Source organism: Novosphingobium sp. (assembly GCF_041905565.1).
Lineage (GTDB): Bacteria > Pseudomonadota > Alphaproteobacteria > Sphingomonadales > Sphingomonadaceae > Novosphingobium.
Map to the genome: position 1 here is coordinate 199,995 of NZ_JAYRKX010000002.1, position 20,859 is coordinate 220,853.

Below are 20,859 nucleotides of genomic sequence, written 5' to 3' on the forward strand. Positions count from 1 at the left end.
AATGATCGAGCCGCTTACCGATGGCCACGGCCGCCGCTTCGAATACCTGCGGCTGTCGCTGACCGATGTCTGCAACTTTCGATGCAGCTATTGCCTGCCTGACGGCTATCGCAAGCAGGCCGGTCTGCCCGCCAACCTGACCGTGCCGGAAATCCGCCGGCTGATCGGTGCCTTTGCCAGCTTCGGACTGTGGAAGGTGCGCCTGACCGGCGGCGAGCCGAGCCTGCGCCGCGAGCTGCCCGAGATTGCCCGCGTCGTGGCTGACGTGCCGGGAATCCGCACCCTGGCGATGACCACCAACGGCTACCGCCTGGCCGAGCGGGCGGCGGAATATGCCGCCTGCGGGATCACGGCGTTGAATGTCAGTGTCGATTCGCTCGAACCCGCGCGCTTCGCGGCGATCACCGGGCATGACCGGCTGCACGAGGTGTTGGACGGAATCGCCGCCGCCCGCGAAGCCGGGATCGGCCAGATCAAGCTCAACAGCGTGCTGATGCGCGGGATCAACGATGACGAGTTGGAGCGTTTCGCCGCCTTCGTGACCGAGCGGGACCTGACTCTGCGGTTCATCGAAGTGATGCGCACCAACGACAACCCGGCCTTCTTTGCCCGCCATCACCTGGCGGGGGCGCAGATTGCCGAGCGTCTGGAGCAAGCCGGCTGGCAGCGCCTGCCGTGCGCGGCCGGGGCAGGTCCCGCAGTGGACTATGCCGCCCCCGGTGGGCGCGGGCGGATCGGGATCATCGCGCCCTATTCGCGCGATTTCTGCGCCAGCTGCAACCGCCTGCGGGTGTCGGCGCGGGGCAAGCTGCACCTGTGCCTGTTCGGCGATGCCGGGATCGACCTGCGCCCGCTGCTGCAGGACGATGACCAGCACGCCGCGCTTCTCGCCCGGATCGCGGCGCTGGTTCGGACCAAGGCTCCCGCTCACCGCCTCCACGAGGGGCATAGCGGCGGCACCCCTCACCTCGCCTCGATCGGAGGATAGCGCTTGCCTGGCATTGACCCCGCCCTGCCGTTCCACCCGCTTGGTATGGCCGTACTGACCATTTCCGATACGCGCAGCTTCGCCACCGACACGTCCGGCGCCTTGCTGGCCGATCGGCTGCTTGCGGCCGGACATGCGCTGCACGACCGCGCCATCGTCACCGATGACATCGCGGCAATCCGGGGGCAATTGCAACTCTGGCTGCAACGCCCGCAGATCGAGATCATCCTGACCACCGGCGGCACCGGCTTTTCCCCGCGCGACAATACGCCTGAAGCCGTCCGTCCCCTGCTGCGGCGCGAGATGGACGGGTTTTCGGTTGCCTTCCACCAGAAGAGCCTGCAATCGGTCGGCGTCGCATCGATGCAGTCGCGCGCATTTGCCGGGCAGGCGGGCGATGCCTTCATCTTCTGCGTGCCCGGGTCGACCGGGGCCTGCCGCGATGCCTGGGACGGGTTGCTCGAACTGGAATTCGACAGCCGCCACAAGCCCTGTTCGATTGCCGGAGCCCTCCCCCGCCTGCGCGATGTCTGCGCATGATCGGGTTCGATGCGGCGATAGGCCTGCTGGATGATCGCGTTGCGCCGCTGGGAACCGAGCGGGTGCCGCTGAACGCGCTGCCTGGCCGCGTTCTGGCGGAACCCGTCCACGCGGCGGTTTCGGCGCCGCGCCATGCTGTTTCGGCGATGGATGGCTATGCGCTGCGCAACGCAGATGCGGCACTCGGCGCGCGACTGCGCGTGGTTGGCGCCAGCTTTGCGGGAGGAAGTCCGCCACCGCCTATCGAGCCGGGGGAATGCGTAAGGATATTCACCGGCGCGGCGCTGCCTGCCGGGGCGGACCGGGTCGTGATGCAGGAAAACTGCACTGCCGATGCGGCGGACATGGTCATCACCGCCGAATTCGGCCCCGGCTGGCACGTGCGCCAGGCGGCCAGTGATTTTGCCGAAGGCGATCTGGTGCTGGAGCGGGGCACGCATTTGTGTCCCCGCTCGATCGTGGCCTTGGCCGGTGCCGACCGGGCCGATGCGCTGGTACATCAGCGGCCAAGGGTGGCGATCATTGCCACTGGCGATGAGCTGATTGCCCCCGGCCTGGCACGCGCCAACCCGTTGAAGATCCCCGAATCGGTCTCGTTCGGCGTGGCCGCGCTGGCCGGGCAATCTGGCGGGGACATCACTGCGCGGCTCAGCGGCGCTGACGATCTGGCCGCCTTGCACGAGCTTGCCGACCATGCCCTGGCTGCGGCCGACGTGGTGGTGGTGACCGGCGGCGCATCGGTGGGCGAACGCGATCACGCCAAGGCAATGTTTGCGCACCGCGGCCTCGAACTGCTGTTTGCGAAAGTGGCGATCAAGCCCGGCAAGCCGGTCTGGCTCGGCCAGGCAGCAGGGCGCTGGGTGCTTGGCTTGCCGGGCAATCCAACCTCGGCGATGGTCACGGCGCGCCTGTTCCTGGTCCCCTTGCTGGGGCTGCTGCAAGGCCGTCCGCTTAACGCCGTACTGGACTGGCTGACGCTGCCGCTGGCGGCGCCCCTGCCGGATGCGGGCCAGCGCACCACCTTTGTCCGCGCCTCGCTGTCGCAATCGGGTCTTGTTTCGCTTGGCAACCAGGATTCCGGAGCGCAGGCCCCGCTTTCCCGCGCGACATGGCTGGTCCGCTGCGACCCGACAGGCGAAGATGAACCTCCCCGCGCCACCGCACGCGCGCTTGCGTTCTAGGCCCTTCGCAAAACCGGACTCAATCGCTGCTGGCCCACTTGGCAGCAGGCTGCCGATCCAGCAGGTCTGTCCGCCATGCAAGAGCGGGAGAATATCGGATGAGCACGGGGCAGCTTGACGGCAAGGTGGCGATCGTGACCGGCGCGAGCCGGGGGATCGGCGCGGCCATCGCACGGCGGTTCGCGGCGGAAGGCGCGCGGGTGGCGCTGGTTGCTCGCACGCTGGACCGGCACCCCAAGCTGCCGGGCAGCTTGATGGAAACGGCGGAAGCCATCCGTGCGGCGGGCGGCGAAGCTGTGACAATTGCCTGCGACCTTGCCAACGCCCAGGACCGCGCCCGGATCGTGCCGGAAACCGTGGCCGCGTTTGGCCGGCTCGACATTCTGGTGAACAACGCCGCCTGGTCGCGCTTCGTGCCGATCTGGGAAGTGCAGCCAAAGCACGTGCAACTGGCGCTGGAGATGAACCTGATCGGGCCGCACGAATTGATGCAGCAGGCGCTGCCTCACCTTCAGGCGGCCGGCGCCGGGTGGATACTCAACATTTCGAGTGCCACGGCAGATCTGCCGCCAGTCGCCCCGTGGGATCCGGCGCAGCGCATCGTCGAATACAACCAGTCGCACCATCCGACCGTCTACGGGATGAGCAAAGCCGCGCTTGACCGGCTGACCGCCGGCTGGGCAATCGAACTGGGCGACAAGGCCATAGCGGTCAACGTCCTTGCCCCGGTTGGCGCGGTGGCCAGTGAAGGCGCGCTGGAAGTGGGCGGCTGGGACGAGCGTGATCACATCGAACCGATGGAAGCCATGGTCGAAGCCGCGCTGCAATTGTGCTGGCGCCCGGCGAGCGAGCTATCGGGCCGGATCGCGCGCAGCTTGCCGCTGCTGCGCGAACTGGGTGTGCCGATCCGCTCGCTCGACGGGGCCGCGGTGCTGGGCCAGCCCTAGCCGGCTGGGGCCATGCGGGCGGCGAGCCGCTTCAGCCCTTCAACCACCAGGCCGAAGAACACCCCGCCGACCACGGTCGACAGGACCAGTTCCAGCCAGTTGACGTGCAGCTGGATCAGCGGCGCGGCGGCAACGGTCAGGTAGAGCATGGTCGATCCGTTGACGAGCAGCGGCACGGCCTTGATCACGTCCAGGTAAAGCGCCAGCACCAGCAAGCCAATACCCGTCGCCAGCCCCGCCCCGCCCCATTTCGCGCCGGCGAAGACGATGAACCAGGCCAGGAAAATCCCGACCAGCGCCCCGGCGATTGCCACCGGCAGGCGGCGGAAGTCGAGCTGTTCGCAGCTGGCCCAGAACCACAGCAGCAGGAAGCCGCCGAACAGCGACGTATCGGCAAGGAATTGCAGCCCCAGCGCAATCCAGCCGACGATCACCAGCAGTACGATGAAAGTGATCGCCAATCCGGCGACAGGCCCCGGCGCGGCTGCGGCGGGCGCATTGGTAGTATCGTTCATGGCATCCAGTCCCCTGTTGCGCCGGTTGTTCCGGCATCATGGGGAGTAGAGCCTATCGCGCTGCCGATGGCCAGCCCTTAGCGGCCCAGCCCCAGGAAGCCGAAGGTATCGGCATCGACCTTCATCCGCAGGGTCGCGAACAGGCCCTTGTCGGTGCTGCGCGCGGCGGAGAAGTCGCGGTCGCGGAAGCCGGTGATGTTGTAGCCCAGGGTCAGCAACACGTCCTTGGCCGGGCTGATCCCGATCTGCGGGCCAAAGGCAAAACTGGTGGTGTGATCGTTCAGGCTGTGCCGCACCGTTGCGACCGCGCCGAGGTCGAAATGCTCGCTCAGCCCCAGTCGCGCGTCGAGGCCGCCGATGACCGTCGTTCCGGCCAGGTTGAAGCCTTCGTAGCCATCGAAGTTGTGGCGCACGGCGGCGAACAGGCCCAACTCGGTGCGCTGCACGAATTGCCCGTCATGCTTGCCGCGCGGCGACCAGTTGGCCGAAATGGCGCCAATCACGCGGCGCGAGCGGGCATCGCCATCGACCGTCAGCGCGGTGCGCCCGGCCGGTCCAGCTTCGCCGGAGACCGCATTGGTCACGCTGTCGCTGCGGAATTCGACCTTGGTCAGAAACGCGACGGCAGAGTTCGCGGGGCGATGCGCGGCGGCGATGGCGCCGTCGAACACTTCGCTGCTGGCACCGTTGATGCCCGTGGCGCGGGTCCAGGTGAAGCCGGTGCCAACCATGCTGCCTTCGCCCAGCTGGCGGATCGCGCCAAAGGTCGCGCCCTTGCGGTCGGACAGCTGGCCATTGCGCAGTTCGCCCCGCGCCGTGGCGCTCCAGCGCCCGCCACGCCAGGTCGCGCCCAGCGTCATGGCGGTGAAATCCTCTGCAATCGCGCCGCTTTCGCCCTGCGTGCCGCCGCTCGACGCGGGATGCTGGGCATTGATCAGCCGCGCGGCGTCAATCCCGCCGAGCGTCTTGGCGCCGTCCAGCGTGGCATCAATGGTCAGGTGCTTGGTCACGTCGAACGACTGGGCCAGGCCGTAGGCGGCAAAGCTGCGCTTGCCGAGCTCGGTGATGTCCTGCTGCCCGGCCGTCGCGACCATGCGCGCGCCGCTCCACGGGGTCAGTTCGAACCCGCCGCGCGCAGTGCGGGCGTTCACCGCTTCGCCCTTCGCAATTTCATAGCTGCCCAGCAGGCGCAGGGCCGGGGTCAGCGTATAGCGCGCGGTGAAGCGGTGGCGTTCGGGCAGATCGACCGATTCCCCCTTGTCCAGCGCGATCGAGCTGGTCACGCCCAGTTCCAGCTTGTTGTTGGCCAGGCGCTGGGTCACCCCACCTTCGAGCACGGTCGAATTGGCGTCGCGGCCATCGGCCAGGTGATCGCGCATCATTGCCACGCCCAGCCGGGCGTCGGTCTTCGGCGTGCGATAGAGCGCACCCAGCTGCGTGGCAAAGCGGTGCGAGGCATCGGTCAGGCTGTCATCGTACCAGGTGCTGGCGGTCAGCGAGATCGGCTCGGTCACCTGCAGGCGGGCGTCGAGGCCATACTTGCGGCGGCCGCGTTCCGCCCCGGTCATCTGGCCAACGCCATAGTCCTGATCGGAGGAGCGGGCATAGGCCAGCAGGTCAAGCTTGCCGTCATGGTGCTCGGCCTCGACCAGCCAGGCCTTGGCCTGCTCGCCCTCGCGGCGGCTCACGCCCAGTTCGGCGCGCAGTTCGGTCCCCTCGCCCAGCCGGGCACGGACGTCGAGCGCGGCCAGGTTGGTGCGGGCAGCATCAGGCCCGCCCGATCCGGTATCGGTGATCGCGCTGGCGCCGACGCGCAGCTTGCCATTTGCAGTGGTATAGTCCGCGCGCAGGCCGGCGTTGAGCGCCCCGCCCCGCGCGGTTTCGTCGATTTCGTAATCGATGAGGATGAACTGCGGGTTGAGCGCCGCGTCGCGGCTCAGCACCGGTTCCTTGAAGGTGATGGTGCCGGACAGCAGGTCGATGTCATAATCGATGAAGCGGCTCAGGCTGCGGCGGTCAACCACCACTTCCGAACGGAAGCGGTCGCGCACTTCGATCTGCACGGTTTCGCTGTTGGCCACGATCGCGCGGCTCGACAGGCGATAGGGGCCGCTGATCCCGCCGCCCTGGATTTCGTCGTGGCGGTGGCTGGCGGCGATCTTCGCGGCGAAGGCCTGGGCATGGAAGCCGCCTGCATTGACCTCGCCCTTGAACCCGGTCGCGGTGCGCAGGTAGCGCGCCAGCTGGGTCTGGTTGAAGCCGGTGTCGAAATCGCCGTAAAGTGCGTAGAAGGCGCGGCTTTCGATCCGCACGTACAGCTTTTCGCGGCTGGCGGCGTCAAAGCGGCGTTCCGAACCATCGGCAAAGACGGTGTAATAGGCGCGCGGATCGATTTCGCCGAGCAGGCGCTGGTCGTCGCGCTGCTTGGCGCTGTCATAGGCCATGGTCAGCAGGTATTTGCCCAGCACCCGGCCCCTGGCATAGAAAGCCACGCGCGCGTGCTGACCGAGATCGCTTTCGAAGCGGCCGGTGCGTTCCATGTTATCGGCCACGCTGCGCGCACCAACCGAGCCTTCGGCCAGACCGACCAGCGTCCAGGGCTGCTCGCCCGGAACCACCCAGGCATCGAGCTGCTGGCGGCGGCGCTGCTGTTCGCGGGCAAAGGTGAATTCCATGTGCAGCTTGCCGCTAACCATGGTCGGGGCCAGTTCGACCAGCGCGATGCCCTGGTCACCCTTGACCGTCCAGCGCGGCGCGGCGCGCCCGAGGCCCGTCAACGCGCGTGACTGCATGGCGTCCTGCGCCTCGGCGCTTTCATAGGGCGCGCCAAGCGTGAATTCACCCGAGATGCCGTCGTGGACCGGGCGGCCCTTGCTGTCGAGCACGCGGATCGCCAGCACCGGGCGTGTGCTACCATCGGCGATCAGGCGCGACTGGGCCGGCAGCCATTCGACCTGGACCGGGGTGTCGACGAAGTGCACATCGCGAGCCAGCGTGGCGGCCACAGTGCCATCGGCATTGCGCACCGAGGCGGTCAGGCGGGTGGTTTCCCCGAAGATCGGGATCGCGCGCCAGACGCTGACCGCATGCGTTCCGGCAGCAGCGGTGCGGCTCCCGTCAAACGCGATCTTGTCGACCACCTTGCCGTCGGCCAGCAGTTCGACCTTCTGGCCGGGCTTGTGGCGTATCACCACGCGCACGGCCGGCGCGCGCGGATTGTGGTCCACGGTGGGGAACAGGAAGTCGGTCGGGCCGTCGCCCAGGGCCAGCCAGTCGGTTTCGGCACCCGCAGAGATGCGGTCGGACGTGACCTCGGCCTCGTCCTTCAGTTTTTTCGCCTGATCCTGGTTGGTTACGGCCTGCTTGTAAGGCAAAGTCACGGAAAAGTCCGCCACCGCGAGCGTGCCACCCTGCCCCACAATGAAGCGCGAACTGGGGCTGCCGGCGCTGCGGGTTGAGCGTGCGCAATCAACGAACTGGCCACCCTTGGGCAGCGTATTGGTCAGCGCCTGGACCACATGGGTGCCCGGCGTCAGGCCGTCAAAATGATAGCGGCCATCGGCATCGGTGATGGCGAAGCTGCCGTCTTCCAGCACCACGCGGACACCCGGCACGCCGATGTGCTGGCCATCAACCGCACAGCCGCCATCGGTGATCTGCCCGATCAGCGTCATGCGCGCGGCGAGGTTGTCCTGCCCGATCTTCAGAACCGCGCTGGCAACGCTCGACAGGCCGCGGGAATCGGTTACCACCGCCTTGTTCAGCGCCTGACCGGCAGGCGCATCGCCGCGCACGGTCATGGCATAGGTCACCTGCCGGCTCGCATTCGGGCCAAGATCGCCCAGCACAATGGTCAAATGGCGGCCATCGGCCGAAACCTGGACAGCGCCGGCATTGGCCACGCCGTCGATCCGCACGCTGTCCTTGCGCAGGCGCAGCAGCGCGGACGGGGTGTCGACCAGCGTCACGCCGCGCTTGGTCCGGGCAGGATCCATGTTGCGCGCGGTCACGGTGTAGAACACCACCTCACCCGGCAGGGCGATCGGCTTGGACACATACTTGCTGAGCGCAACCGCCACTGCCGGTCGGTCGAGCGGCACGTCGACGCGGACCGGTGCGGGGCTGGACAACGCCAGGCTTTCCCCGAACGAGGCCGGGACGATTTCGAGCGGATGGCCATCCGGACGGCGCAGCAGCGCCAACTGGCCCGGCGTCGCCTTCGACGGCGCCGAATAGGGTGCGGGCGGGTTGACCACTAGGCGGTACTGGCCCAGCGGCGCCAGTGGAAAGCGGTATTCGCCCGGCAGCATCGCCCAGACGTTGCCCGCCCCATCGGTGATATTGGCCCCCGAAACGACGGTCGATGGCCAGGCCGTCACGCCGTCATCGGCAAAGACCCGGGCCGGAGCGCCGGTCAGCGCATCAACCAGGGTAACGCTGACGCCGTCGATCGGCGTACCGTCCTCGCTGTCGAAGAACAGGCCGAAGGGATCGGCCAGGATTTCGACCCGCGCGGTGGCGATCACATTGGCGTTGCCGGTGCGCACGCATTCGATCGAAATCGCATCGCCGGGCGCGACCGACAGGCGGCAATCGCCCTGCACCGGCTGCGGCGGGATCGCACTGGTCGGGATTGCACCGATGAACACGCCGCTGTTAGCAGCGGTTTCGAACACGGTGATTTCCTCGCGGTCACCCGAAGTCGTGGTCAGGATCGCCTTGACGCTGTCCACCTTGGCCGGATCGACATTGGCGTTCGGCGCGGCCAGGCGGAAGAACAGCGTGTTGCCGATGCGGATCGAAGTGGTCTGCTGTAACGAGGCAATCGAGGTGCCGCCCGGCAATCCGCCCGGCACCACGATTGTCTGGCCTCCGCAGGCGGAGGGATTGAATGCCAGGCGGTTGCCATTGCCGGATCCATTGACAAAGGTTTCAATGGAAATCGGCAGCTGCTGCAACTCGAAGCTGACGGGATTGGAATCGGTGGAATAGGTGCGCCCGCCCAGCGTCCAGTTCGCGGCGGCGATGTTGGTGATGGTCTGCGCCTGCGCGCCGGGCACGGCAAGCAGCGCCACTGCCAGCAGCAGTGCGACCAAGAAGATACCGAGGTTCCTGAAAGCGACCATGGACCTGGTTGACGTTACCGAGTGCGGGGCAAAGGGCTGGACGGGTGGCAAGGTGTTACCCTGCCGCCCGTCCGCTTCCTCAGTTGATCGTTGCGCGGAAGCGCAGCGTCTTGGTGTCACTCGCGGCGATATTGCTCAGCGTCCCGCTGACCGTACCGGCCGAGAATGTGCCACCCAGCGAACCGTCCGAATTGCAGACGCCGCTGGTCACCGACCCGTTGAGGTAGGTCGAATCGGCAACATAGGTGACAGTGGATGGCAAGGGGTCGGACACGGTCACGCCCGTCGCGGTGGCGCTGCCCGCCGCGTTCGAGACGATGATGCAGTATTCCAACGTTGCCCCCGGGATCGCCTTGGGGTTGGTCGTGCCGTTCACCGGATCGTTGATCACGGTGCTGGTCTTGATCACGCTCAATGCCGCGGCGAAAACGGTGTAGTCGTCCTTGGCCGAATGCATGCCGTCATATTGCGCGTCGGTCGCGCCGCCGGCATCGGCGAACACGGTGTCCATGCCCGAGGTATTGGCGCCGCTGGTCTGGGTGACCACGTTGCCTTGCGAACCGCTGGTGCCGCCTTCGCGTGCGGTGGCGGTCAGCGTGACGGCCGCGACCGAACCCGTGGCAAGGCTCAGCGGGATGTCGGACACCACGAAGACCGTCTTCGAGGCATCGGCCGCCAGCTCGTCGATATAGCTGACCAGCGTGTCGGTGCCCGAGTTGAACACCCCGTCGCCGTTGTCGACATAGATGCGCAGGTTCGTGGCGTCGAAGCTGTCGGTGTTCGAGTGCGCACCGGCATTGCCCGTCTGCTGGGCAACGGCCAGGCCGAAATCCAGCACCGCATTAGAGCTGTTGGTCACGGTGAACTTGGTCACCATGTTGTTCTCGCCCGGCGAAACCGTGGTGGTGGCACCATCGGCGTCGGCCACGGTCATCGTGATCTTGCGGTCAACGGTAAAAGTGTTCGCCGCGGCCTCGGCCGTCTGCGAAACACCGCCAACCTGGAAACTGACCGTAACGTTGTTGGTAATGCTCGAACCCGCTTGCGTCCCTGACGCCAGTGCGGGATCTGCGATCAGAACGGCAAGTGCAGCAGCACCGACCGTCCCAAGCAGTCTGCCTGACTTATTCATTTCCTGGTCCCCGATATTGGACATGGTCCGCGATCCCTTCCGCCCGCGTACCTTGGCGGTTCAGCCGCGTTTCAGCGGACGATTGCATTGAAGCTGAGCGTGCCCGAAGCACCCGGTGCGACCGTAGCCAGCACCCAGCGAACATGAGTCACGTCGCCGCTGGCAGCGGGGCGTTCGGCGCCCTGCCCGTCCGCCACTTTCAGCGCGGCGAGTTTGCCCCAGGTCTTGCCCCCATCGACCGACACGTCGAGCGCGCCGGCGCCGTCCGCAGCCAGGGCAATGCCAGGGCGGATCGGATTGGTGACCACGATGTTTTCGACCTTCTGGCCGGTGTTGTTGCGATAGCGGGTGGTGAACACCAGCCGGTCGCCCGGAACAACCACGTCAGGATCGACCAGCGCATGCTTTTCGTGCCCATCGACCATGGTCACCTTGGCAAGCTTGGCCTCGTTGACCAGCTCGAATGGCTGGGCGGCCTGCGCCGTGGCGGACGAAACCCCGCCGGCTGCGATAAGTGCGCCGATCAGCGCCTTCAGGAGGGTGGCTTTCATGTGCGTGCTCCTCAATTGATCTTGACGTCGAACTTGACGGTCTTGGTCGTCCCCCCGGCCACTGTGCCGAGGTTGACGTCGATCCCGGTGCCAGAAGCGAGACCGGCGTCGGCGTCGCTGGCGTCGGTCAACGCCGCCCCTTCGAGCTTGAGCGAACTGGCCTGGTAGGTGGTGCCGGTGGGATAGGCGTCAGTGATGTGCAGCCCGTCGACCTGGCCGCTACCGCTAACCGAAGCGACCAGCGTATAAGTCACCACCGCGCCCGGAACCGGCTTCGATCCGCCAAACGGATCAACGATCACCGCCGACTTGGTCAGCGCAACGCTGGCCAGGCTGGCGATCAGCGCATCGAGCCCGTTGGCCGAAGCGCCGGATGCGCCGACCACGGCATCGCCGCCGCCTTCACCCTGCCCGCTGAACGAAGTGCCGGGCGTGCCGGTGCCGGTGACGGCTTCGGCAGTCAGGCGGACCTGGCTCGTCTGGCCATCGGTAGCACCAGCGGGCAACGCAACGATCACGAAGGTCTTGAGTGAGGCATCGGCCGCCAGAGCCGGCGTCGGCGAACCCGAGGCCAGCACGGTATCGACGCCAGGCTCGTAAGTGCCGTTGCCGTTGCTATCGATCACTACCGATTGCACGACCGCGTCAAAGTTGTTCCCGGCCACGCTCGGATTGACGATGACGTTGAAAGCCTCGGGGCCGTTGCCGGTGTTGGTGATCCGGTATTCGAGTACGGCCGTCGTTGCGCCGGTGGCGACCGGCGTAGTGGTCAGGCCGGCCACGGCAACGTCGAGCAGCTCGTCGACCTTAAGCGTCACGGTGTTCGAAGTGACCGAACCGCTGGCTGCGCCAGAGGTGTAGGTCGCCGACGCCGTGTTCTGGATCAGCGTCCCGGCCGAAACACCGGTCGCATGGGCAACCTGGGGCAGCAGGCACAGGGCCACGACTGACCCAAGTGGAAGCGCCAAGCGATTGATTGAAAATGTATTTTGCATGTTCATCTCGTATCGGTCCATGGTTAACGAACCACCAATCCTGCGATAAATTCCTTGTCTGAACGGCAGGAAATGGCAGTTTTTAAGGGTAAAGCGGCGGCCCCTAGCTGTTCCCGCCGGCTTGCCGGGCCGTGGCATGCCGGTCGAAACCTCGTGTCGTGCACGATAAGAGTAGTCCAGTGCACTGAACTATCAGGATATATCCGATAACATTCACTTCACCGTCCCCCGGAACTTGAGGGCGAATGAACTGCCTGCCGAAAGGGATCCGGCCGTAGCGGTCAGGACCGTGCCGCTGATGGACGCCCCAAACGGGTCGCTCTCGTCGCCGCCGGTATTGTTGTCGTCCTCGGCAGTGGTTGCGGCGGCGCAGTTGGCGCCCGACGTCATGGTCCCGGCGGCAAAGAGGAATTGGGCGGGCAAGGTGTCGCTGGCGGTCAATCCGGTCACCGTCGCGCTACCGGTATTGGAAACCAGGATGCAGTATTCGATCAGCGCGCCCGGGATCGCCTTGGGATTGGTCGAACCATTGACCGGATCGCTGATCACCGAACTGACCTTGGTCACACCAATGCTGGCAACCGGCTTGCAGAAGATGATGTCGAAGATCTCGATCGCCTGCTGGCCGGGGGCGCTGGGGGCCAGCGCGTGATCGCCATAGTTGATCGTGATCGTGTCGACCGGACTGGTGAACGTAACGGTCAGGTTGCCATTCGCCTGGGTGTCGGACGAGAGCGCATCGCCGTAAGCACTATTGCCGATCACATAGTTGGCAGCGCCATTGGTCAGCGTGGGCAGCACGGTCGCCCCGGCCAGCGAGCCGGTCACAGTCACCCGATCGGCAAACTGGCCCGAGGCATAGTCGACGTCGAAGATCTGGAACTGCAACCCGGGAACCGCAGTGCCCAACGTGATCGTGGTGGTGGCGGAATCCGTCCGGTTGACCAGGTCGATCAGCTGCGCCAGCGATCTCTGCGCCACGGCCAGGCCGCCGGTTACGGTGCTTTGCAGCGCGGGCGATTGCCCCCCATAGGTTGCGTTGTTGAGGAACGCGCCCTGATTGGTGATCGAGAAGCCGACCGAGCCGATCCCCGACAGGGTGTAGCTGTTGCTGGTGCTCCCCGCCGTCCAGGCGATGGTATCCCAATCGAACAGGCTGGTCCCTGCTGCACAGGTCAGAACGGGCGGAGTCCCGGCGACGCGGGTGCCGGCAACGGTCAGGCTGGTGCTGGCCAGGTCATCCTCGCCGCTGGTGCCGTTGCCCGGAGTGGAATCGAGGTCCGCCTGCGATGAAGCCGAGATTTCCGCCGTGTGGGTAATGGGCGCGCCTGAACTGGCGGTAACCATGGCGTTGATCACCAGCGTCGCGCTTTGCCCGGGCGCCAGGGTGCCGACCGTCCAGATCCCGCTCGTGCTGGAATAGCTGCCGGTGCCCGAATAGCTGGTATAGCTGACTCCAGCCGGCAGCAGGTTCGAGACGGTAATCCCGCTGGCAGTCTGGGGCGAACCCGAGGCATTGGTGACCGTCAACGTGTAAGCGATGCTCGCGCCGCTGGTCGGGGCGCTGTTGCTCACACTCATCGCGAGCGATAGGTCGGCGTAATTGGTCGGCGCAGCCGCCAGGTACAGGTCCGCCTGGTAGAAGGTTCCGCTATCGGCGCTGTACTGGTCGCACAGTTCAAGCGTCCAGGTCCCGGCGGCATTCTGGCCGGTGAACGCGCTCAAAGCGGCGCTGGGGCGAAAGCTGCCGGCATAGGGCGGCACTGCCGTGGTCGCCGTGGCAGTGGCATTGGCGGTGTAGTTGGCAATGACGTCCGCCGCAGAATCGTCGAACAAGGCATTGAAATTGCTCGCCCCGTTCGATCCTGACCCCGGCGTCAACTGTACCCGCGTTCCCGACGGCGAGGTCAGGAACATCTGCATATCGCCGCGATAGCTGTGCGCAGCCAGCACGCCGATATTGACGTCTGTCACGGTATAGCTGGTCCCGATACTGAAGGTCCGCTTCAGCGAGCCTGCCGTCGTGCAAGGTGAGGCGGATTCGTTGATCCCGCCGGTCGCGCTGTCAGTCGAATTGGTGTAGCGATTGACGGTCTGCGCCAGGGCAGGCTGGGCCATGGCCAGCGCCGCGCCAGCAACGATGCCCGCCACGGCGCGCGCGCCTGCCATGCCACCTTGCAGGCGCTTCCACAGGCAAAGGAAAACGGATGGTTGCGAACCCATAGGTATTTATCCTGCACAGGCAGGGTAAATACGCCGTTAATCCTCACGAAAAATCGCAAGGTATCAATCCACTAGGGGTTACTTTCCGTTACGGAAAGCTGGGCATTGCAATCCATTGACAAAATCACGCGCGGGCAGTTGCTGCCCCAAGCGCCTGGCTGTTCGATCAGATATGCAGGGCCCGGCCGTAGGCGGAAAGTACGCTTTCGTGCATCATTTCGCTCAGCGTCGGATGCGGGAACACCGTGGCCATCAGCTCGGCCTCGGTGGTCTCCAGCGTCTTGCCAACGACATAGCCCTGGATCAACTCGGTCACTTCTGCGCCGATCATGTGCGCGCCCAGCAGTTCCCCGGTTCTGGCGTCAAACACCGTTTTGACGAAGCCTTCCGGCTCACCCAGCGCAATAGCCTTGCCATTGCCGATAAACGGGAAATTGCCAACCTTGACCGCGTATCCGGCCTCCTTAGCCTTGGCTTCGGTCAGGCCGACCGAGGCGATTTGCGGGTGGCAATAGGTGCAGCCGGGGATGTTGCGCTTGTCCATGGCGTGGGGATGCACATCCTTGTTGCCAAGCGCCTGGGCAATGGCCTCGGCCGCGATCACGCCTTCGTGGCTGGCCTTGTGCGCCAGCCAGGGGCCCGGCGTAACGTCGCCAATCGCCCAGATGCCCGGCGCATTGGTGCGACCCAGGCCATCGGTTGCGATGATGCCACGTTCAGCTTTAATTCCAACATCTTCAAGGCCAATATTATCAGTGTTTGGAATAATACCGATCGCCACGATCACGTGGCTGTATTCCGCCTCGGCAACCTTGCCGTCCTTGCCCTTGAGCCGCGCCTTGACGCCCTTCGGGCCAACCTCGAGCGCCTCCACTCCGGCCCCGGTCATGATCGTCATACCCTGCTTGGTCAGCGCCTTCTCGAGGAAGTTCGACACGTCCGCATCTTCGACCGGAACGATCCGGTCCATCATCTCGACGACCGTAACTTCCGACCCCATGTCATTGTAGAAGCTGGCAAATTCTATGCCGATCGCACCCGATCCAATCACCAGAAGCTTGCTCGGCAGTTCCTTGGGCGTCATCGCATGGCGATAGGTCCACACCCGGTTGCCATCGGCCGGAGCGAACGGCAAGTCGCGCGCCCGCGCGCCGGTGGCAACGATGATGTGCTTGGCGGACAGCGTCTCGCTGCCCTTTTCGCCCTGCACTTCCAGCTTCCCGGCGCCATTCAGCGTGCCGGTGCCCATATGCACGGCGATCTTGTTCTTCTTCATCAGGTGCGTGACACCCTGGTTGAGCTGCTTAGCCACGCCTCGACTGCGCTTGACCACGGCGTCCAGGTCCGCGCGGATATTGTCCGCCGCCAGGCCATAGGCGGCAGCGTGCTTCATGTTGTGCAGCACTTCGGCCGACCGCAGCAGCGCCTTGGTGGGGATGCAACCCCAGTTGAGGCAGATACCGCCGAGGTTCTCGCGCTCGACGATCGCGGTCTTGAGGCCGAGCTGGGCGCAGCGGATCGCCGCGACATAGCCGCCGGGACCCGAACCGAGCACGATAACGTCGTATTGTTCAGCCATGTTCACTCCGCCAGATCGATCGCGCGGGGCCGGTCATCCTCGCCCAGCAGCACGAATTTGAAAGTTCCGCGGGCGACGTCGACGGTCGCCTCGCCATTACGTTCCCGCCCCTGCCCGCGCGCCTGTACAGTGAACGAAGTGCGCCCCTGCCCGACGATTTCGGCATAGACGCTCAGCTCGTCGCCGACCTGCATCGCGCCGGGAAAGGTGAAGTCGGTGGCATGAACCACCACCGCCTTGCCCTGCCCGCGCCGCGAGGCAAGCGAGCCTGCGCCCAGCGCCAGCTGGCTCATCAGCCAGCCGCCAAACACCCCGCCATAGGGGTTGAGGTCGGTCGGCATGGCCGTGACGCGGATGACCAGTTCTTCCGCCATGGTGACGTCAAGCCACCAGGCTGAGCGGGTTTTCGACCAAGTCCTTGAACGCCTGCATCAATTGCGCGCCGTCGGCACCGTCGATGGCGCGGTGGTCGAAGCTGCCGGTGGCGCTCATCACCGTGGCGATGGAGAGGGCGCCGTCGACCACGTAAGGGCGCTGTTCACCGGCGCCGACGGCCAGGATCATCGCCTGGGGCGGGTTGATCACGGCGTCGAACTGCTTGATGCCGAACATGCCGAGGTTCGAGAGGCTGGCAGTGCCGCCCTGGTATTCGTGGGGCATCAGTTTGCCTTCGCGCGCCTTGTCGGCCAAGGCCTTCATTTCGCGGGAAATCTGGGCAACGCCCCTGCTGGCGGCATCGACCACGATCGGGGTGATCAGGCCGGAAGGCGCGGCGACGGCGACCGAAATGTCGGCGCGGGAATACTTGCGCAGCTCGTCCCCGGCGAAGGAGACGTTGCACTTGGGCACGCGGACCAGCGCCTTGGCCAAGGCCTTGATCAAAAGGTCATTGACTGAAAGCTTTATACCATCAGCTTCAAGTGCCTTGTTAAGTTCGCCGCGCAGCTTGAGCAGTGCGTCGAGCCGGATGTCGACGGTGAGGTAGATGTGCGGAATGGTCTGCTTCGCCTCGGTCAGGCGGCGGGCAATGGTCTTGCGGACGTTGTTGAGCTTCTCCGCCTCGTAGGGGATGCCGAAGTCGGGCACCGCAGCAGCAACAGCGGGCACCGCGGCAGCAAGGGGCGCCGAGGGGGCGGCAACGGCCGCACCGGGCTGCGCCGCTTCGACATCGGCCTTGACGATCCGTCCGTTCGGGCCGCTGCCCTTGACCCCGGCCAGGTCAACCCCGCGATCGGCCGCAATCCGCTTGGCGAGCGGACTGGCCACCACCCGGTCCCCCTTGGGCGCGGCACCCGCCACCGGGGCGGGCGCCGGAGCCGAAGCCGCCGGGACCGGAGCCGGTGCCGGCTCGGCTTTGGCGGCCCGGGCCGGTGCGGCGGGCTTCGCTTCTTCACCCTCACCCGCGAGCTGGGCAATCACGGTGCCGACCTTCACCCCTTCGGTTCCCTCGGCGACGTCGATCGAGACGATCACGCCTTCATCGACCGCTTCGAATTCCATCGTTGCCTTGTCGGTCTCGATCTCGGCCATGATGTCGCCGGAACTGACGGTATCGCCCACTTTCACCAGCCATTTGGCAAGGGTGCCTTCCTCCATGGTGGGAGACAGGGCGGGCATCTTGATTGCGATCGGCATGCGGAAACCGGTCCTTCTGGGGGGAGCGTTGTGACGTTACGTCTCTGGCCAAAATGACCGCGCGGGGCAAGGTCCTTGCGCAGAATACGTTTGTATCGGATATTCGAAGGCGGACAGGGGTATAACAATGCGCGTCTACCTGGTGATCATGGACGAGACTGACGAGGCCAGCGTCGCGCTGCGCTTCGCCGCTCGGCGCGCATCGCGCACCGGCGGGACGGTGCATCTGCTGGCGCTGGTCCCCCGCCAGCCGTTCGTCGCGTTCGGCGGCATCCAGGCCACGATCGAGGAGGAAGCCCGCGCCCGCGCCGAAGCGCTGGTGACGGCGGCGGCTGGCAGCCTGCTGGGCGACAGCCAGCGTCCGCCGGTGATTTCGGTCCAGACCGGTGACGGGGTGGACGTGATCCGCGCTTACCTGGCCGAACATCCCGAAGTCAGCGCGCTGGTGCTGGGCGCGGCGGCAAGCGGCGGGCCCGGGCCGCTGGTATCGCACTTCACCGCGATTGCCGGACAGCTCGCCTGCCCGCTTTACGTGGTGCCCGGCGCGATGAACGACGAGGCGCTGGAGCGGCTGAGCTAGCGCCGCCGCCCCTGGTGGCGGATATTACCAGGACGCCCCCGCTGGCCGACCAGGTGATTGCCTTTTTTCTTTAATGGCAAATGCTTGCCACGTGGTTCTATGTAAGAACCTGAGATATCTTCCGGCTCGAACTTCAAGGCGCCGGTCAACGGGTTGGCCTCGGCCAGCCGCAGCCGGAGCATGTCACCCAGGGTAAAGCGGGTGCCGGTGCGATCCCCCACCAATGCCTGGGCCTTTTCATCGTGGCTGAACCGTTCCGCCCCCAGGACCGAGATCGGGACCAGCCCGTCCCCGCCAAGGCCAAGGATGGTCGCGAACAGGCCGAAGCGCTGCACCCCGGTCACCCGGCAATCGAACACTTCGCCGACGCGAGCCGACAGCCAGGCGGCGACATAGCGGTCGATCGTCTCGCGCTCAGCCTCCATCGCGCGGCGTTCGGCGGCGCTGAGCGCTTCGCTGACCCGGCCAAGATCGGCGCGGTCGCGGTCCGACAGGCCGCTGGTCGGCGGCAGGTCGGCCGCCGGGCGCGGCTGTTCCAGCCCATAGGCATCGACCAGCGCGCGGTGGACCAGGAGGTCGGCATAGCGCCGGATCGGCGAGGTGAAGTGCGCGTAAGAGCCCAGCGCCAGCCCGAAGTGGCCGGCATTGCGCGGCCCGTAATAGGCCTGGGTCTGGCTGCGCAGCACCGCCTCCATGATCAAGGCTTTCTCAGCTTCGTCCGCAATATCCTTGATAAAGCGGTTGAAAATGCTGGGCGTAATAACCTGCCCCAGGGCCAGCTTGCGTCCGAAGGTGGCGAGGTAATCCTTGAGCGCGACCAGCTTTTCGCGGTTCGGCGGCTCGTGGATGCGGTAGACCACCGGGGCAACCTTGGCTTCCAGCGCCTTGGCCGCGGCGACATTGGCGGCGATCATGAAATCCTCGACCACGCGGTGCGCGTCGAGCCGTTCGCGCAGCGCGATCTGGGTGATCCGGCCCTGCTCGTCCAGCACCACCCGCCGTTCGGGCAGGTCAAGGTCGAGCGGATCGCGGCTTTCACGCGCGGCGGCGAGCGCCCGCCAGGCGGCCCACAGGTGGGTCAGGTTGTCCGCCGCCTCGCCCGCGTCGATCCGGCGCTGCGCCTCTTCATAGGCGATAACCTCCTGGATTCGCACGATTGCGCGGGTGAAACGCCATGACGTCACCCGGCCCTGCGCGTCGATCGCGAGGTGGCAGGCCATCGCCGCCCGGTCCTCGCCCGCGCGCAGCGAGCAGACATCGGCGCTGAGCACTTCGGGCAGCATCGGCACGACCCGGTCGGGGAAGTAGACCGAGTTGCCGCGCTTGCGCGCTTCGCCGTCCAGCCCGCCGCCGGGGCGGACATAGAAGCTGACATCGGCAATCGCGACCAGGGCGGTAAAGCCCCCCGCCCCGTCCGGCGCGGCCCAGATCGCGTCGTCATGGTCGCGCGCGTCGCTGGGGTCGATGGCCACGATCGGCAGGTGGCGCAGGTCTTCGCGGGCTTGCGGATCGAGCGGCAGGCGCGCGGCGCGATTGCCCTCGGCCAGCACATCCTCGCCAAAGCGGTTGGGGATGCCGTGCTTGTGGATCGCGATCAGGCTGAACGCCTTGGGCGCGAGCGGATCGCCGAGCACGGCGGTTACCTTGACCCCGGAACGCGGCGATTTGCCTGCCGGTTCGGCCAGCACCAGCTGGCCATGCTCCGCCCCGCCCAGATCGGCAATCGGCGGCGCGTGGCGCTCACGCTTGTCGACCGGGGCGAGCCAGCCCTTGCCCGACTTGTCGATTTCCACCACGCCCATCACCTGTTCGGAATGCTGGGGCAGCACCTTCATCGGGTGAGCAATCCACCCGGTGGCGGTTTCCTCGGTCCGGGCCAGAACGCGGTCACCCTTGCGCAGGGCGCTGCGCGGGCGGACCTTGCCGGGGCCGCGTTCGATCAGGCGCAGGCGGGGGGGCGGCGTGGCATCATCGGGCTGCCAGGTGTCGGGAACGGCCACTGCTTCGCCATCGTCGGTATCGACCACGCGCAGCACGGTGACCTTGGGCACGCCGCCGAGGCGGTGAAAGGCGCTACGGTTGCCGTCGATCAGCCCTTCGTCGGCCATGTCCTTGAGCAGCGCCTTGAGCTGGATCTTCTCCTGCCCTTTCAGGCCGAACGCCTTGGCGATCTCGCGCTTGCCGGCGGGCACTTCGCTGTTCTGGATGAAGTCGAGCACCTGCTTGCGGGTGGGCAGGCCGGGAACGGTATGGGGTTTGCGGGGCATGATCGGGCTCAGAACCGCACCGGCGCATCGCCGAAGCGATTGGGGCCGGGGGTGGATTTGCGCATGCCGAACCAGACGGCGAGCAGCAAGGACACGTAGGGCAGCAGCGCCATCGCGCCTTCGGCCCGGATCAATGCTCCAGCGTTGGGCGGGTTGGCCGGATCGAGCGTGGCGAGCGCATCGGCCACACGGCCAACCTGGGCGGGCATCCGCGCCAGGACAAAGGCATAGATCGCGCCGGGCACCAGCACCAGTCAGCCGCTGAGGCCGCTGTCATGCAGGCGGCGGACCAGGCTGGCGGCGAGCAGCGCCATGCTGACCAGGCCGATCGCGACCCCGCCCCAGACAATCTTCGGCAGTTCCGCCAGGATCAGCTGGGTCGTCATCGCCTGCATTGCGGCGGGATCCTGCGCTGCACCGTTTTGCGCGGCATGCATCGCCGTGGCCATGATCTTGAGCGTCAGCGGCGCGGACAGCGCCATGCTGGCGGCAAAGCGCAGCACCACCACCGCGAGCACCCAGTACCAGAAGGTCTGGCGTGCATCGCGGCCGGCGGGATTGGCCAGGTTGGCCAGCGCGTACTTGATCGCACCCAGCATA

General features: G+C 66.2%; 17 protein-coding genes. 5 read left to right on the plus strand and 12 right to left on the minus strand.

What is annotated here, in order from left to right; translation table 11 throughout:
* Position 1 precedes the first annotated feature (1 nt).
* The 4 genes from moaA to ACE3N9_RS02855 all read left to right on the plus strand — a co-directional run bounded on the left by moaA (position 2) and on the right by ACE3N9_RS02855 (position 3,656).
* Positions 2-988: a GTP 3',8-cyclase MoaA gene (moaA, locus tag ACE3N9_RS02840; protein WP_374280661.1), complete on the plus strand. Its 987-nt coding sequence runs from the start codon at positions 2-4 to the stop codon at positions 986-988.
* 45 nt (positions 989-1,033) lie between these two features.
* A complete protein-coding gene (locus ACE3N9_RS02845) occupies positions 1,034-1,528 on the plus strand; it encodes a molybdenum cofactor synthesis domain-containing protein (protein ID WP_374280663.1) in 495 nt (164 codons plus the stop codon).
* Complete coding sequence (locus ACE3N9_RS02850) at positions 1,525-2,709, plus strand: molybdopterin molybdotransferase MoeA (protein WP_374280665.1); 1,185 nt, start codon at positions 1,525-1,527, stop codon at positions 2,707-2,709. The genes ACE3N9_RS02845 and ACE3N9_RS02850 overlap by 4 nt, the downstream gene beginning before the upstream one ends.
* A gap of 98 nt (positions 2,710-2,807) precedes the next feature.
* Positions 2,808-3,656, plus strand: a complete 849-nt coding sequence (locus tag ACE3N9_RS02855; RefSeq protein ID WP_374280667.1) for an SDR family NAD(P)-dependent oxidoreductase — start codon at positions 2,808-2,810, stop codon at positions 3,654-3,656.
* Here ACE3N9_RS02855 and ACE3N9_RS02860 read toward each other — a convergent pair.
* The 9 genes from ACE3N9_RS02860 to ACE3N9_RS02900 all read right to left on the minus strand — a co-directional run bounded on the left by ACE3N9_RS02860 (position 3,653) and on the right by ACE3N9_RS02900 (position 17,412).
* Positions 3,653-4,171 carry a hypothetical protein gene (locus tag ACE3N9_RS02860; RefSeq protein ID WP_374280669.1) on the minus strand — a complete coding sequence of 173 codons (519 nt, stop codon included), beginning with the start codon at positions 4,169-4,171 and terminating at the stop codon, positions 3,653-3,655. The two genes, ACE3N9_RS02855 and ACE3N9_RS02860, sit on opposite strands and share 4 nt — an antisense overlap.
* A 77-nt stretch (positions 4,172-4,248) precedes the next feature.
* Entirely contained in the window at positions 4,249-8,481 is a 4,233-nt protein-coding gene (locus ACE3N9_RS02865) for a hypothetical protein (protein WP_374280857.1), read from the minus strand.
* Between the two features lie 895 nt (positions 8,482-9,376).
* Positions 9,377-10,231 (minus strand): hypothetical protein, encoded by an 855-nt coding sequence (locus ACE3N9_RS02870; protein ID WP_374280671.1) that lies wholly within the window; start codon positions 10,229-10,231, stop codon positions 9,377-9,379.
* Between the two features lie 269 nt (positions 10,232-10,500).
* Positions 10,501-10,980, minus strand: coding sequence for a hypothetical protein (locus tag ACE3N9_RS02875; protein ID WP_374280673.1), 480 nt, complete (start codon positions 10,978-10,980; stop codon positions 10,501-10,503).
* Between the two features lie 11 nt (positions 10,981-10,991).
* Positions 10,992-11,924, minus strand: a complete 933-nt coding sequence (locus ACE3N9_RS02880) for a hypothetical protein (RefSeq protein ID WP_374280674.1) — start codon at positions 11,922-11,924, stop codon at positions 10,992-10,994.
* 264 nt (positions 11,925-12,188) lie between these two features.
* Positions 12,189-14,144, minus strand: a complete 1,956-nt coding sequence (locus ACE3N9_RS02885) for a proprotein convertase P-domain-containing protein (RefSeq protein ID WP_374280676.1) — start codon at positions 14,142-14,144, stop codon at positions 12,189-12,191.
* A 220-nt stretch (positions 14,145-14,364) separates the two neighbouring features.
* Positions 14,365-15,777, minus strand: a complete 1,413-nt coding sequence (lpdA, locus tag ACE3N9_RS02890) for a dihydrolipoyl dehydrogenase (RefSeq protein ID WP_374280678.1) — start codon at positions 15,775-15,777, stop codon at positions 14,365-14,367.
* Between the two features lie 2 nt (positions 15,778-15,779).
* Positions 15,780-16,151 carry an acyl-CoA thioesterase gene (locus ACE3N9_RS02895; RefSeq protein WP_374280680.1) on the minus strand — a complete coding sequence of 124 codons (372 nt, stop codon included), beginning with the start codon at positions 16,149-16,151 and terminating at the stop codon, positions 15,780-15,782.
* A 7-nt stretch (positions 16,152-16,158) separates the two neighbouring features.
* Positions 16,159-17,412, minus strand: a complete 1,254-nt coding sequence (locus ACE3N9_RS02900; RefSeq protein WP_374280682.1) for a pyruvate dehydrogenase complex dihydrolipoamide acetyltransferase — start codon at positions 17,410-17,412, stop codon at positions 16,159-16,161.
* A 127-nt stretch (positions 17,413-17,539) separates the two neighbouring features.
* On the opposite strand from ACE3N9_RS02900, the gene ACE3N9_RS02905 reads away from it, so the two are divergent.
* Positions 17,540-17,992 carry a universal stress protein gene (locus tag ACE3N9_RS02905; RefSeq protein WP_374280684.1) on the plus strand — a complete coding sequence of 151 codons (453 nt, stop codon included), beginning with the start codon at positions 17,540-17,542 and terminating at the stop codon, positions 17,990-17,992.
* Here ACE3N9_RS02905 and ACE3N9_RS02910 read toward each other — a convergent pair.
* The 3 genes from ACE3N9_RS02910 to ACE3N9_RS02920 are packed head-to-tail and all read right to left on the minus strand — an operon-like array spanning position 17,989 to position 20,858.
* A complete protein-coding gene (locus tag ACE3N9_RS02910) occupies positions 17,989-20,259 on the minus strand; it encodes a ribonuclease R family protein (protein WP_374280686.1) in 2,271 nt (756 codons plus the stop codon). The two genes, ACE3N9_RS02905 and ACE3N9_RS02910, sit on opposite strands and share 4 nt — an antisense overlap.
* 8 nt (positions 20,260-20,267) lie before the next feature.
* Positions 20,268-20,510, minus strand: a complete 243-nt coding sequence (locus ACE3N9_RS02915; protein ID WP_374280688.1) for a hypothetical protein — start codon at positions 20,508-20,510, stop codon at positions 20,268-20,270.
* A gap of 3 nt (positions 20,511-20,513) precedes the next feature.
* Positions 20,514-20,858 carry a DUF805 domain-containing protein gene (locus ACE3N9_RS02920; protein WP_374280690.1) on the minus strand — a complete coding sequence of 115 codons (345 nt, stop codon included), beginning with the start codon at positions 20,856-20,858 and terminating at the stop codon, positions 20,514-20,516.
* Between the last annotated feature and the right edge of the window lies 1 nt (position 20,859).

Bases quoted from the DNA above. Each gene is read 5' to 3' on its own strand.
- moaA (WP_374280661.1), top strand. From the start codon at position 2: ATGATCGAGCCGCTTACCGATGGCCACGGCCGCCGCTTCGAATACCTG.
- ACE3N9_RS02845 (WP_374280663.1), top strand. From the start codon at position 1,034: ATGGCCGTACTGACCATTTCCGATACGCGCAGCTTCGCCACCGACACG.
- ACE3N9_RS02850 (WP_374280665.1), top strand. From the start codon at position 1,525: ATGATCGGGTTCGATGCGGCGATAGGCCTGCTGGATGATCGCGTTGCG.
- ACE3N9_RS02855 (WP_374280667.1), top strand. From the start codon at position 2,808: ATGAGCACGGGGCAGCTTGACGGCAAGGTGGCGATCGTGACCGGCGCG.
- ACE3N9_RS02860 (WP_374280669.1), bottom strand. From the start codon at position 4,171: ATGAACGATACTACCAATGCGCCCGCCGCAGCCGCGCCGGGGCCTGTC.
- ACE3N9_RS02865 (WP_374280857.1), bottom strand. From the start codon at position 8,481: ATGCTGCCGGGCGAATACCGCTTTCCACTGGCGCCGCTGGGCCAGTAC.
- ACE3N9_RS02870 (WP_374280671.1), bottom strand. From the start codon at position 10,231: ATGACCGTGGCCGACGCCGATGGTGCCACCACCACGGTTTCGCCGGGC.
- ACE3N9_RS02875 (WP_374280673.1), bottom strand. From the start codon at position 10,980: ATGAAAGCCACCCTCCTGAAGGCGCTGATCGGCGCACTTATCGCAGCC.
- ACE3N9_RS02885 (WP_374280676.1), bottom strand. From the start codon at position 14,144: ATGGCAGGCGCGCGCGCCGTGGCGGGCATCGTTGCTGGCGCGGCGCTG.
- lpdA (WP_374280678.1), bottom strand. From the start codon at position 15,777: ATGGCTGAACAATACGACGTTATCGTGCTCGGTTCGGGTCCCGGCGGC.
- ACE3N9_RS02895 (WP_374280680.1), bottom strand. From the start codon at position 16,151: ATGGCGGAAGAACTGGTCATCCGCGTCACGGCCATGCCGACCGACCTC.
- ACE3N9_RS02900 (WP_374280682.1), bottom strand. From the start codon at position 17,412: ATGCCGATCGCAATCAAGATGCCCGCCCTGTCTCCCACCATGGAGGAA.
- ACE3N9_RS02905 (WP_374280684.1), top strand. From the start codon at position 17,540: ATGCGCGTCTACCTGGTGATCATGGACGAGACTGACGAGGCCAGCGTC.
- ACE3N9_RS02910 (WP_374280686.1), bottom strand. From the start codon at position 20,259: ATGCCCCGCAAACCCCATACCGTTCCCGGCCTGCCCACCCGCAAGCAG.
- ACE3N9_RS02920 (WP_374280690.1), bottom strand. From the start codon at position 20,858: ATGCTGGGTGCGATCAAGTACGCGCTGGCCAACCTGGCCAATCCCGCC.